A 12,226-nucleotide genomic window follows, 5' to 3' on the forward strand; every position below is an offset into this window, starting at 1 on the left:
CCGGAGATGAGTTACGTGACCAGCCGGCGGATGGAGGCCTGGGTCCGCGCCGAAGACCCCAGCGTGGTGGGCGCGGTACGCCGTCGGGCCGTGCAGCTGGCCGAGCGGGCCGGGTTCGACGCGACGCTGGCCGGGCAGATGGCGGTGGCCGTCAGCGAGGCGGTGTCCAACCTCGTCAAGCACGCCGTCGAGGGCAGCGTCATGGTCCGCCTCCATCCCGAGGCTCCCGCCACGGTGGAGCTCATCGCCTTCGACAAGGGGCCGGGCATGGCCGACGTCGCCCGAGCCCTGCGCGACGGCTACTCCTCATCCGGGACGCTCGGCATCGGCATGGGCGCCATCGCCCGCATCGCCACCGGCTACGACGTGCACTCCCTGCCCGGCAGGGGGACCGTGCTCGCCATGCACTTCACCGCCGGCCGCCGGCCCGCTCCGCCGGCGGCGGCCAGCGGCCTGACCCGGCCCATCGGCGACGAGGAGGTGTGCGGCGACTCCTTCGCCATCTCCACGACAGGCCCGGCCACCACGGTCATGGTCTGCGACGGGCTGGGCCACGGCCACATCGCGGCGCAGGCCTCCCAGCTGGCCGTGGAGCTGTTCTCGCAGGTGTGCGAGCGGGAGCCGCTGGCCATCGTGGATCACCTGCACCGCAGGATGGGCGTCACGAGGGGAGGTGCGGTCGCGGTCGCGCGCCTCGCCGGCGGCGCGGTGACCTACGCGGGGCTCGGCAACGTGTCCGGATGGGTCGCGCACGCCCAGGGGCGGCAGGGCATGGTGTCGGTGCCGGGCATCGCCGGCCACCAGGGGGCGCGGCTGCGGCAGCTCACGTACGAGCTGCCCGGCCACGCCACCGTGATCATGCACTCGGACGGGCTGTCGGAACGCTGGGACCCGGCGCACGTACCCGGCCTGTTCGCCCGCACCCCGTCGGTGATCGCCGCGTGCCTGCTGCGCGAGGCCGGCACCAGGCGCGACGACGTGTGCGTGGTGGCGGCGAGGCCGGGCCCGTGAAGGCGGCCGAGCTCATTCGCGTCCGGCTCGACGCCGGGAAGGACGTGTTCGTGCTGCGCCGCCTCGGCCGCGCGGCCGCCGAGCTGGCCGGGCTCGAGCCGCAGGACCAGGTCCGGGTGGCGACGGCGCTCAGCGAGGTCGGCAGGGAGGTGTACGGCCCCGGCGCGGCGGCGGTGATCGCGCTCGGCGACGACGAGCTGCGGATCACCCTGAGCCACGGGCAACGATCCGGCCTGGCCGGGTCCGAGGGGGTCAGGCTGGCGGGCCGGCTGGTCGACCAGGTCGAGCTGGACGACGGGCACGTCACGCTCGCCAAGCGGTTGCGGGAGCGGCCGTGGCACGGTCAGGTCGCCGACATCCGCGACGGGCTGGCCCGGCTGGCGCCCGTCTCCGTCCTCGACGAGCTACGGGAGCAGAACAGGGAACTGGCCGCGACCCTGGATGACGTGCTGCGGCTCAACGCCGAGCTGCAGGAGACCAACACGGGCGTGCTGGCGATGTACAACCAGCTCTCGGCCGAGCTGGAGGAGACCAACAGGGGAGTGGTCGCCCTCTACGCGGAGCTGGATGAGAAGTCCAGCCAGCTCCGCGAGGCGACCGAGGCCAGGAACCGTTTCTGGGCCACCGTCAGCCACGAGCTGCGGACCCCGCTCAACTCGGTCATCGGCCTGGTGCGGTTGCTGGCGGGCCCGGGGGGCGATCCGCTGACCGAGGAGCAGACCCACCAGGTCGAGCTCATCGGCAGGTCGGCCGAGACTCTGCTGGCGCTCGTCAGCGAGCTGCTCGACATGGCCAAGGCCGAGTCGGGCCGTCTCGACCCGCACCCTGCCAGGATCAGCCTGACGGACGTGGTGGAGCACCTGCACGTGACGATGCGCCCGACGAGCGGGCGGGGCGGCGTGGAGCTGCACCACCACGTGGCGCCCGAGGCCGCCACGCTGTACGTGGACGAGGGCATGCTCGTCACGATCCTGCGCAACCTGCTGTCCAACGCGCTGAAGTTCACCGAGAGCGGCGAGGTGCGGCTGGAGGCCCGCGCGGACGACGACAGGGACGAGGTCGTCATCACGGTGGCCGACACCGGCATCGGCATCGCGACCGAGCACCTGAAGCGCGTGTTCGAGGACTTCTACCAGGTGCCGGGCTCCTTCCAGGCCGGGGCGAGGGGCACCGGCCTGGGCCTGCCGTACGCGCGCCGGCTGGCCGAGGCGCTCGGCGGGACGCTGGAACTGTCCAGCACGTCGGGCGAGGGCACCACCGCCACGCTCAGGCTGCCGCACCACGGCGGCCCGCCCGAGCTGGAGCGGGTGCTCGTCGCCGACGACGACGAGGTGTTCCGCGCGGCCGCCCGCCGCATGTTGCACGGCTTCGCCACCCACGTCGACGAGGCCGCCGACGGCGCCGCCGCCCTCGAGGCGATGGCCGCCGAGCCGCCCGACGTGATCCTCATCGACCTGCTCATGCCGCGCGTCGACGGCCACGCGCTGCTCCTCCGCATGGCCGAGGACGATCGGCTGAGCCGGATCCCCGTGGTCGTGGTGACCGTGGAGCCGCGGTACGCGCCCGAGGGACGGGCGGTTCTGTCCAAGCACGGGTTGCGCAGGGATCAGCTGATCCAGGCCATCCGCCAGGCCAGAGGGGGCGAAGCGTGACGCGACAGGAAACCGTCCCCGTGGCGGACATCCAGCCGGGAACCGTCCTCGTGGTCGACGACACGCCCACCAAGCGCTACATCCTCGCGAGATGGCTGCGCAGGGCCGGGCACGGCGTGGTCGAAGCGAGCAGCGGCGAGGAGGCGCTGCGGAAGCTGGCCGGCCGGCAGATCGATCTGGTCGTCCTCGACGTACGGTTGCCCGACATGTCCGGGTTCGAGGTGTGCGAGCGGATCAAGGCCGATCCGGCCACCGCGTCGATCCCCGTCGTCCAGGTGTCGGCCAACGCCATCACCGTGGCCGACCGCGCCGAAGGGCTGGAACGCGGCGCCGACGCGTACCTGATCGAGCCGATCGAGCCCGCCGAGTTCGCCGCCACCGTGCGGGCCATGCTGCGCTACTACCGGGCGCGGTGGCAGGCGGAGCTCATGGCCGGGCGGCTGGCCCGGCTGGCCGGCGTGACGCTGTCGATGAACGAGGCGGAGACGTTCGACCAGGTGCTCGCGGTGGCCGCCGAGGGCACGGCCGACCTGCTCGGCCGGTTCTGCGACACCCTGGCGCTGCTGCCGGAGGGCTGGACACGGCGCTTCTGCGCCCGGCCGGGCGAGCAGGCCACCTCCCACACGGCCGGTCCCGACGTGCTCGACCGGCTCTCCCGGATGGCGCCGGAGGGGGCCGCGCAAGCCCAGGTGTTCACGGTCGAAGCCGCCGGCTGGCACGCTCTCCTGCCCGGCGTGAACGCGGAGGGCCCCAGCACCGGCGTGCTCTGCCGGACGAGGAAGTCGAGGTCGCCCATCTACCTCGGCGTGGCGAGCGGCCCGCCGCTCGACGCGGACGAGGTCAACCTGCTGCGCCAGGTGGGCCAGCAGCTGGCGCTGGCCGTCGACGCGCTGCGCGCCTACACCGAGGAGCACGCGATCGCGCTCACCCTGCAGCGCAGCCTGCTGCCTGCCGGCATCCCCCGGGTGCCCGGTCTGCAGGTGGCCGTGCGCTACCAGCCCGCCGTCGACAACGTCGAGGTCGGCGGCGACTTCTACGAGGTGCTGCCGATCGACCACCGGGTGCTGGTGGCGATCGGCGACGTGGAGGGGCACTCGCTGCACGCCGCGACCGTGATGGCGGAGATCCGCCACGCCATGCGCGCCACGCTCATCGCCCAGGTCGACCTGCGCGCCTCGCTCGACCTGCTCAACCGGATGATGCGGCGCTATCACCCCCGCGTGACCGCCACCGTCTGCATGGTGCTCATCGATCCGGTGACGGGCGAGGCCGAGGTGGCCAACGCGGGCCACCTCCCGCCGCTGCTCGCCGGGCCCGGCGCCGCCTACCACGGCCTGGGCAACCTCCTGCTGGGCGTGCTGCCGGAACGCTATGAGGTCGACCGGCTGAAACTGCCGCCCGGCGGCACGATGGTGCTGTTCACCGACGGGCTCGTGGAGGACCGGGACACCCCGCTCGACGACAGCCTGGAGGTGGCCAGGCGGCTGGCGGAGACCGTCGAGGACGACCTGGAACAGTTCGCCGAGCGCATGCTGGGGGCGTTCGGCGTGCGCGAGGACGACGTCGCGCTGGTCGTCCTGCGCCGTGATCCCTGATTTCTGCGCCCTGACCCCGGGCGTGGAGTCAGGACGGCCGCTCGGCGTAGTGGCAGGCGGCGTCGTGGCCGTCCCCGGGGACGGGCTCGAGCGCGGGCTCCTGCTCGGCGCACCGGTCGGTGGCCTTCCAGCAGCGGGTGTGGAAGCGGCAGCCGGGCGGCGGCGCCACGGGGCTCGGCGGGTCGCCGGCCAGCATGATGCGCGAGCGGCCCCGCAGCCGCGGTTTGGCCGCGGGGGCCGCCGACAGCAGCGCCATCGTGTACGGATGCGCGGGGCTGCCGTACACCTCGGCCGCCGGTCCGGTCTCCGCCAGCCGTCCCAGGTACATCACGGCCACCCGGTGCGACACGTGCCGCACCACGGCCAGGTCGTGGGCGATGAACACCAGCGCCACCCCGAGCGTGCGCTGCAGCTCGGCGAACAGGTTGACCACCTGAGCCTGCACCGACATGTCCAGCGCCGACACCGGCTCGTCGCACACGATCACGTCCGGCTCGGTGGCCAGCGCGCGGGCGATGCCGATGCGCTGGCGCTGGCCGCCGGAGAACTCGTGCGGGTAGCGGTTCATCCGCTCGGGCGGCAGGCCCACCAGCGAGAGCAGCTCCCCCACCCGGTCCCGCAGGGCGCGGGCGTCCGCGCACAGCCGGTGCACGCGCAGCGGCTCGGCCACGATGTCGAGCACGGTCATGCGGGGGTTGAGCGAGGTGAGCGGGTCCTGGAAGACCATCTGGACGCGGCGGCGGATGTCGCGGGGCACGCCGCCGCGGGTGAAGAACGGCCGGTCCCGGAAGGTCACCTCGCCCTGGTCGGGGCGTTCGAGGCCGACGAGCATGCGGGCCAGGGTGGACTTGCCGCAGCCGGACTCGCCGACGATGCCCAGCGTCTCCCCGGCCCGCAGTTCCAGGTCCACGCCCGCGACCGCGCGTACGGCCCCGCCCCGCGAGAGGATCCCGCCGCGGTAGGTCTTGTGCAGTCCGGTGGCGCGCAGCACCGGCTCGCCGGTCGCGCGGGTCGCCGGCGTGGCCGGTGCGGCGGTCGGCCCGGTGGTCTGCGTGGCGTCCGTGGCGGCGGGTTCAGGCGGGGGCGTCATCGAGCGTCTCCTTCGCGTGGTGGCAGGCGGCGTACCGGCCGGCGCCGGTCTCCAGCGGCACGAGCGCCGGACGCGTGCTCGTGCACACCTCGCTCGCCCGGTCGCAGCGGGGCGCGAACGAGCACCCGGGCGATGCGGTCGCGGGGCTGGGCGGCGCGCCGGGGATGGCGCGCAGCTCCGACGCCGGCCTGTCCAGGTCGGGCACGGCCGCGAGCAGGGCGGCCGTGTACGGGTGGGCGGGCAGGTCGTACAGCTCCTCGGCCTGGCCGCTCTCCACGAGCCGGCCCGCGTACATCACCGCGACCCGGTCGCTCACCTCCGCCGCCACCCCCAGGTCGTGGGTGATCAGCAGGACGGCGGTGCCGAGCTCGCGCCGCAGCCGGTCGATGAGCTCCAGGATCTGCGCCTGTACGGTCACGTCGAGCGCGGTGGTCGGCTCGTCCGCGATGATCAGGTCGGGTTCGAGCGCCACGGCCATGGCCACGAGGATGCGCTGCCGCATGCCCCCGGAGAACTGGTGGGGGTAGTCGCCGATCCGCGTGGCCGCCGCCGGGATGCCCACCAGGTCGAGCAGCTCGACCGAGCGTGCCCTCGCCTCCTTGCGCGACAGGCCCCGGTGGACGCGGAAGAGCTCCCCGATCTGGTCGCCGACGCTGAGCACCGGGTTGAGCGCCGACAGGGCGTCCTGGAAGACCAGCGTCATCGCGCTGCCGCGCAGGGCGCGGCGCTCCTCGGCGGACATGGCGAGCAGGTCACGGCCGCCGAGGCGGGCGACCGCCGAGCGCACCTCGACGCCGGGCTGGTCGAGCAGCCCCATGACGGCCTTGGCGGTGACGGACTTTCCCGAGCCCGACTCGCCGAGCAGGGCCAGCGTCTGGCCGCGCTCGATGGTCAGGTCCACTCCGCGCACCGCGTGGATCTCCCGCCCGCGCGCGGTGAACGTGACGTGGAGGTCGCGGATCTCCAGTACCGGTGACTCGCTCACCGCACCCCTTCCTCGCTGTGACGAATGATGGCGTATGACTCTTCTCTGACGCCGAAATTCACCATCGATGTTGTCTTATGCGCCTGATCCTGGCAAACTTCCGGCAATCGGACAAGAGGGGATACCAAGTGCTGGAAGCCGCGAAGAGCTACAAGGGCTACCGTTCCTACGAATACCTGGAGGCGGGCACCGACTACCGCGTGTTCGACCTGGCGCCCGAACTCGGCCGGGTCCCCGCGTACGAAGGGCCCGAGCTCACCACCGAGCAGTCGGAACGCGTCCGCCGTCTGCTGACCGACAACCTGGTCGTCTCCCTGCACGACCACCCCTCGGTCTTCCCCGACGACATCCGCCAGACGGTCGACTACAACCGCACCGCCCGCCACCACACCGGGTACGCGGGCCTGGCCCGCTCCGGCATGACCGTCGTCTTCGACAACCTCATGGACGGCACCTGCTGTATCACCAGCCAGGCCGGCTGGAAGTGGAACGACGTGGTCGCCGACATCGGCATGCGCCTGTCGGACCTCGCCCACCAGGACTACGTCATCAAGGTCGAGCGCCTGGCCGACGTGCACGAGGCGCACGCGAGCGGCCGCATCGGCCTCGTGCTCGCCCTCGAGGCCGCCACCATGATCGAGAACGAGGTCGACAGGATCGACATGCTGTACGGCTTCGGAGTACGGCAGATGGGCATCGCCTACAGCGAGGCCAACACCCTGGGCAGCGGCCTGAAGGAGCGCGGCGACGGCGGCCTGACCCTGTTCGGCGAGAAGGCCGTGCGCCGCATGAACAAGCTGGGCATCGCCATCGACGTCTCCCACTCCGGCGACCAGACCTCGCTCGACACGATCCGCCACTCCACCAAGCCGATCCTCATCACCCACGCCGGAGCCCGCGCGGTCTGGCCGACCAACCGCATGAAGCCCGACTCCGTCATCAAGGCCGCGGCCGAGCGCGGCGGCGTGATCGGCCTCGAGGCGGCCCCGCACACCACGCTGTCGCCCGATCACCCCCGCCACAGCCTGGAGTCGGTCATGGACCACTTCACGTACTGTGTGGACCTGGTCGGCATCGACCACGTGGCGTTCGGCCCCGACACGCTGTTCGGCGACCACGTCGGGCTGCACGACACGTTCGCCGAGCACCTGTCGCTCAACGAGGCGCACGCCGGCATCGCCTACGACAAGGTGCCGTACGTCGACGGCCTGGAGAACCCCGCCGAGTGCTTCTGGAACATCATCGCCTGGCTGGTCACCCACGGTTACTCCGACGAGGAGATCACCAAGGTGGTCGGGGGCAACGTCATGCGCGTGCTGGAAGAGGTCTGGATCTGATGAGACGTGTCACCGTCCTGGGCGCGCTGGCCGCCCTGTCCGTCGCGCTGACCGCCGCCTGCGCCCCGAGCGTGCCCGGCTCGTCGCAGTCCACCGGCTCGTCCGGCGCGCCCGCCGAGGCCGGCCGGCTGACCATCGGCACCACCGCCGACGTGGTCAACTACAACCCGCTGGTCGGCAACAGCCGTACGGACTCCTGGGTCACCAGCCTGATGTACCCGCACCTGACCCAGATGGACGAGGCCGGCAAGCGCGTCCCGTACCTGGCGACCGAGTGGTCCTACTCCGAGGACGGCAGGACCGCCACGGTCAAGCTGCGCGACGACATGACGTGGTCGGACGGCAAGCCGGTCACCGCCGACGACGTGGTGTTCTCGGTGACGGCGGTGCAGAAGGAGAAGTTCGGCGTGGTCGCCGGGCTCATCACGGCGCTGGACAAGGCGAAGGCCGTCTCGCCGACGGAGGTCGAGTTCGCCCTCAGCCGTCCCGACGGGACGTTCCTGGACAACGTCGGCTTCTGGCTGCCGATCGTGCCCAAGCACGTGTTCGGGAAGGCGCCCAGCGTGCAGAAGTTCGCCAACGACTCCGACTGGGTGAGCGCGGGCCCGTTCAAGCTGACGAAGGCCGAGCGCGGCCAGCGTTATGTCATGGAGCGCGTCGACGACTTCGGCCCCGGCAAGCCGGCGATCAAGGAGGTCGTCTTCCGGGTCTTCCCCGACGTGAACACCGAGGTGCTCGCCCTGCGCAACGGCGAGATCGACCTCATCGGCAACGTGCTGCCGCCCGCCACCGCGGCCGAGCTGAAGAACGACCCCAAGGTCAAGCTCCAGCAGATCCCGTCGCTGGGCTGGGCGCACCTGCAGTACAACACCAAGCGCAAGCCGCTGGACGACGTCCGCGTCCGCAGGGCGCTCGCGCACGCCGTCGACTACGAGGCGATCAGGAACATCGCGCTGAAGGGCTTCGCCAAGTCCTCCAACTCCAGCGTGCTGACCCCCTCGCTGCCCGACTACGCCGACCCGGCGTCGAAGGAGTACGTCTTCGACCCCGAGCAGTCCAAGAAACTGCTGGCCGAGGCGGGCTTGAGTAACCTGAGCCTGAACATGATCTACGACCAGGCCGACCCGAACATCGCCCGCTGGGCCCCCATGGTCCGCGACGCGGCGAAGAAGGCCGGGATCACGATCAAGCTGCAGGGACTCGAGCGCAACACGTACCTGGACAAGACCGCCAAGCGGGACTTCGACATCTACGCCGGCTCGTGGGCGGTCATGGACAACCCGCCCGCCAACCTGGGCCTGGCCTTCAAGACGGGCGGGTTCATCAACTACGCCCAGGTCAGCGACCCCAAGCTGGACGACCTCATCGACCAGGCGCAGCGGGCGCTCACCCAGGAGGAGGCCAAGCAGCCCATCCAGGAGGCCGCCAGGATCATCCACGACCAGGTCTACGACAACGTCCTGTACGTGGAGACGTTCAACATCGCCCACTCCACGAAGTGGACCGGGTTCAAGCCGATGCCGAGCGAGCTGCTGTCCATCCTGAACCCGCTCTCCCTCGCCGCGGCGAAGCCGGCGGGCTGATCCCATGCGGTTCATCGGCATCCGGCTGGCCCGCGGCCTGCTCACCCTCTGGTTCGCGGTCACGGTGACGTTCTTCCTGGTGCGCCTGCTGCCCGGCGACCCGGTGCTTGCCGTGGCCGACCCGAACATGACCGAGGAACTGCGCAGGAAGCTGCTCGCCGACTTCGGCCTCGACCAGCCGCTCGGCGTTCAGTACCTCAACTATCTGGGGCAGCTCCTCCAGGGCAACCTGGGCATGTCGTTCCGCCAGTCGGTCCCGGTGACCAGCGTGCTCATGGAACGGCTGCCGTGGACGCTGATCCTGACGATCTCGGCCATGGCGGTGACGATCGCGCTGGGCATCCCGCTCGGCGTGCTCGCCGCCACCCGGGCCAAGGGCTGGATGGACCGCGTGATCCAGCTCACCGGCGTCACCGCGCAGTCGCTGTTCGTGCCGAGCGTGGGCATCCTCCTCATGTACGTGCTGGGCGTCTGGCTCGGCTGGTTCCCCATCGGCGGGGCGGTCGACCTCGACGCCACCGGCTTCGCCGCCACCCTCAGCATGCTGCACCACCTGGTGCTGCCGTGCCTGTCGCTGGTGCTCATCCAGCTCGGCGGCTACGTCCTGACGATGCGCACCACGCTCATCGACGCGCTCGGCGAGGACTACGTGTCGCTCGCCAAGGCGAAAGGGGTCAGGCCGGGCAAGGTCGTGTGGAAGCACGCCCTGCGCAACGCGCTGCTGCCGACCACCACGATCGCCGGACTCCAGCTCGGCACCCTGGTCGGCGGCGCGGTGCTGACCGAGACGATCTACGCCTACCCGGGCATCGGCCGGGCCGTCTACGAGGCGGTCGGCCAGCTCGACTTCCCCGTCCTTCAGGGCGCGTTCGTGCTGCTCGCCGCCGCCGTCGTGGTGGCCAACCTGATCACGGACGTGGCCTACGGAATCCTCGACCCCAGGGTGCGTACCTCATGACGACGGTCGAGCTCACCCCCCGCCAGCGGACCTGGTCCGCCTTCCGCCGCAACCCGCTCGGCATGGGCAGCGGGGCCCTGCTCATCCTGCTGGCCCTGGTCGCGCTCCTCGCGCCGCTGCTCGCGCCCTTCCCCGAGGGGTACGGCGCCGACACCTCGCAGCCGCCGTCGGCCGCGCACTGGTTCGGCACCGACGACATCGGGCAGGACGTGTTCGCCCAGGTGGTGTGGGGAACCCGGGTCAGCATGGCGGTCGGCCTCAGCGCGTCCGTGCTGGCCATCGTCATCGGGCTGCTGATCGGCGTCAGCGCCGCCTACTTCAGGCGGCTCGACACGCCGCTCGGCGTGCTGGTGGACCTGTCCCTGTCGCTGCCCATGCTGCCGCTGATGATCCTGGTGGCGGCGCTGGCCGGGCCGAGCGTGCGCACGCTGGTCGTGGTCATCGCGCTGTTCAGCTGGCCTGAGGTGGCCCGCGTGGTGCGCTCGCAGGCGCTGGCGATCGTGCCCATGCCGTTCGTGTCGGCGGCCAAGGTCGTCGGCGGCTCGTCGTGGTGGATCGTCCGCAAGCACCTGCTGCCCGGCGTCATCCCGGTCGTCGGCGTGTCGGTCGTGCTGACCACCTCCCGCGCCGTGCTCGCCGAGGCAGGGCTCTCCTTCCTCGGCCTGGGCGACCCGAACAGCTGGTCGTGGGGCACGATCCTGCACAAGGCGCAGCAGTCGGGCTCCCTGGCCTCCGCCTGGTGGACCACCCTGTTCCCGTCAGTGGCGATCCTGCTGCTGGTGCTGTCCACGACCCTGCTCTCCGTGGCCTACAACGACGCTCGCAACCACAGGAGCGATGCATGACCTTCTCCCAGAAGTTGCCCGACGCCTTCTACGCCGGCGCGCTCGGCCGGGTCCGAGCCGAGATGTCCGCCGAGGGGCTGGGGGCGATGCTGCTCGACGACCCGCTCGACGTCGCCTACCTGACCGGCTTCCACCACTTCCCGAACGAGCGCCCGGTCGCCTGCTGGCTGCCGCTCGACGGCGACCCCGTGCTGCTCGTCCCCGACCTGGAGCGGGAGTACGCCCAGGACCAGGGGGCGCGGGCCGAGATCGTCGCCTATCCGGAGTTCCCCGGCGTCAGGCCGCCGTTCGCGGTGCTGGCCGGGCACGTGAAGGCGCACGACCAGGCCGCGTACGCGCCATCCACCAGCGTCGCCAGGGCCCAGGCGCTGGCCGAGGCGTTCCCCGCCACCCGGTGGAGGGCCTCGAACGCGGTCGGCCGCGTACGGCTGCGCAAGCTGCCGGAGGAGATCGTCCTGCACGAGGAGGCCGCCCGCATCGCCGACGCGATGATCGAGGCCGGCGTCGAGCTGGTCAGGGCGGCCGTCGAGGCCGGCGGCGACCTGCCCGCGGAGACGGAGCTGGCCTCCCACGTCATCGCCCACGGCAGCGCCCTCATGTACGCCAGGCACACGGACGTCGTCGTCGTGCCCATGCTCACCGGCGGCCTCGTCTACGGCGGGCCCAACTCGGCCCAGCCGCACCGGCTGCCCGGCGGCGACCGGCTGCGCCAGGGGGAGACGTTCATGCTCTCGCTCGGCTGCGCCGTCGGCGGCCGGTTCGTGGAGAGCGAGCGCACGTTCGTGATCGGCGAGCCGACGACGCAGCAGGCCCGCTACTACGAGACCGTCCGCGAGGCACAGGAGACCGGCACCGAGGCACTCGTCCCGGGCGTCTCCTGCGAGGAGGCCAACCGCCGCTGCCTGCGGGTCATCGAGGAGGCCGGGCTGGCCGAGCACATCCGCCACCGGCAGGGGCACGGCATCGGGCTCGGCTTCCACGAGCCGCCGTGGTTGTCCGACGGCGACGCGACCGAGCTGGCCCCCGGCATGATCCTGTCCAGCGAGCCCGGCGTCTACGTGCCGGGCCACGCCGGCTACCGCATCTCCGACACCGTCCTGGTCACCGAGACGGGCCCGCGCCGGCTCACGGCGTACCCGCGCGAGCTCACCGACGTCATCATCTGAAAGG

Annotated in this window: 10 protein-coding genes; 8 read left to right on the forward strand and 2 right to left on the reverse strand. The window is 71.7% G+C overall.

Going from position 1 to position 12,226, the window contains the following annotated elements:
* Positions 1-6: 6 nt before the first annotated feature.
* The 3 genes from ABGB14_RS08890 to ABGB14_RS08900 are packed head-to-tail and all read left to right on the forward strand — an operon-like array spanning position 7 to position 4,258.
* Positions 7-1,011 carry an ATP-binding protein gene (locus ABGB14_RS08890; protein WP_347643041.1) on the forward strand — a complete coding sequence of 335 codons (1,005 nt, stop codon included), beginning with the start codon at positions 7-9 and terminating at the stop codon, positions 1,009-1,011.
* On the forward strand, positions 1,008-2,663 hold the full coding sequence (locus tag ABGB14_RS08895) for an ATP-binding protein (protein WP_347643042.1): 1,656 nt from the start codon (positions 1,008-1,010) through the stop codon (positions 2,661-2,663). Before ABGB14_RS08890 ends, ABGB14_RS08895 begins: the two co-directional genes overlap by 4 nt.
* Entirely contained in the window at positions 2,660-4,258 is a 1,599-nt protein-coding gene (locus ABGB14_RS08900) for a fused response regulator/phosphatase (RefSeq protein WP_347643043.1), read from the forward strand. Before ABGB14_RS08895 ends, ABGB14_RS08900 begins: the two co-directional genes overlap by 4 nt.
* Before the next feature lie 28 nt (positions 4,259-4,286).
* On the opposite strand, the gene ABGB14_RS08905 is transcribed toward ABGB14_RS08900, so the two are convergent.
* Both ABGB14_RS08905 and ABGB14_RS08910 read right to left on the reverse strand, forming a co-directional pair.
* The gene (locus tag ABGB14_RS08905; protein ID WP_347643044.1) at positions 4,287-5,348 is read right to left on the reverse strand and encodes an oligopeptide/dipeptide ABC transporter ATP-binding protein; all 1,062 of its coding nucleotides are present in this window, start codon (positions 5,346-5,348) and stop codon (positions 4,287-4,289) included.
* On the reverse strand, positions 5,332-6,333 hold the full coding sequence (locus ABGB14_RS08910; RefSeq protein ID WP_347643045.1) for an ABC transporter ATP-binding protein: 1,002 nt from the start codon (positions 6,331-6,333) through the stop codon (positions 5,332-5,334). The genes ABGB14_RS08905 and ABGB14_RS08910 overlap by 17 nt, the downstream gene beginning before the upstream one ends.
* Positions 6,334-6,461: 128 nt before the next feature.
* Here ABGB14_RS08910 and ABGB14_RS08915 point away from each other — a divergent pair, with 128 nt between their 5' ends.
* From ABGB14_RS08915 to ABGB14_RS08935, 5 genes are read left to right on the forward strand one after another with little or no spacing between them, the layout of a single operon-like run.
* On the forward strand, positions 6,462-7,670 hold the full coding sequence (locus ABGB14_RS08915) for a membrane dipeptidase (RefSeq protein ID WP_347643046.1): 1,209 nt from the start codon (positions 6,462-6,464) through the stop codon (positions 7,668-7,670).
* Positions 7,670-9,253 carry an ABC transporter substrate-binding protein gene (locus ABGB14_RS08920; RefSeq protein WP_347643047.1) on the forward strand — a complete coding sequence of 528 codons (1,584 nt, stop codon included), beginning with the start codon at positions 7,670-7,672 and terminating at the stop codon, positions 9,251-9,253. Before ABGB14_RS08915 ends, ABGB14_RS08920 begins: the two co-directional genes overlap by 1 nt.
* A gap of 4 nt (positions 9,254-9,257) precedes the next feature.
* Positions 9,258-10,211, forward strand: coding sequence for an ABC transporter permease (locus ABGB14_RS08925; protein WP_347643048.1), 954 nt, complete (start codon positions 9,258-9,260; stop codon positions 10,209-10,211).
* Entirely contained in the window at positions 10,208-11,056 is an 849-nt protein-coding gene (locus ABGB14_RS08930; RefSeq protein ID WP_347643049.1) for an ABC transporter permease, read from the forward strand. Before ABGB14_RS08925 ends, ABGB14_RS08930 begins: the two co-directional genes overlap by 4 nt.
* On the forward strand, positions 11,053-12,222 hold the full coding sequence (locus ABGB14_RS08935; protein WP_347643050.1) for a Xaa-Pro peptidase family protein: 1,170 nt from the start codon (positions 11,053-11,055) through the stop codon (positions 12,220-12,222). The genes ABGB14_RS08930 and ABGB14_RS08935 overlap by 4 nt, the downstream gene beginning before the upstream one ends.
* The last annotated feature ends 4 nt before the right edge of the window (positions 12,223-12,226 follow it).

The sequence above is a fragment of the Nonomuraea sp. B10E15 genome, assembly GCF_039871615.1.
GTDB lineage: Bacteria > Actinomycetota > Actinomycetes > Streptosporangiales > Streptosporangiaceae > Nonomuraea.

What these genes read in the sequence shown, in the direction of transcription:
- ABGB14_RS08930 (WP_347643049.1), top strand. Translation starts at nt 10,208, where the DNA reads ATGACGACGGTCGAGCTCACCCCCCGCCAGCGGACCTGGTCCGCCTTC.
- ABGB14_RS08905 (WP_347643044.1), bottom strand. Translation starts at nt 5,348, where the DNA reads ATGACGCCCCCGCCTGAACCCGCCGCCACGGACGCCACGCAGACCACC.
- ABGB14_RS08890 (WP_347643041.1), top strand. Translation starts at nt 7, where the DNA reads ATGAGTTACGTGACCAGCCGGCGGATGGAGGCCTGGGTCCGCGCCGAA.
- ABGB14_RS08925 (WP_347643048.1), top strand. Translation starts at nt 9,258, where the DNA reads ATGCGGTTCATCGGCATCCGGCTGGCCCGCGGCCTGCTCACCCTCTGG.
- ABGB14_RS08935 (WP_347643050.1), top strand. Translation starts at nt 11,053, where the DNA reads ATGACCTTCTCCCAGAAGTTGCCCGACGCCTTCTACGCCGGCGCGCTC.
- ABGB14_RS08920 (WP_347643047.1), top strand. Translation starts at nt 7,670, where the DNA reads ATGAGACGTGTCACCGTCCTGGGCGCGCTGGCCGCCCTGTCCGTCGCG.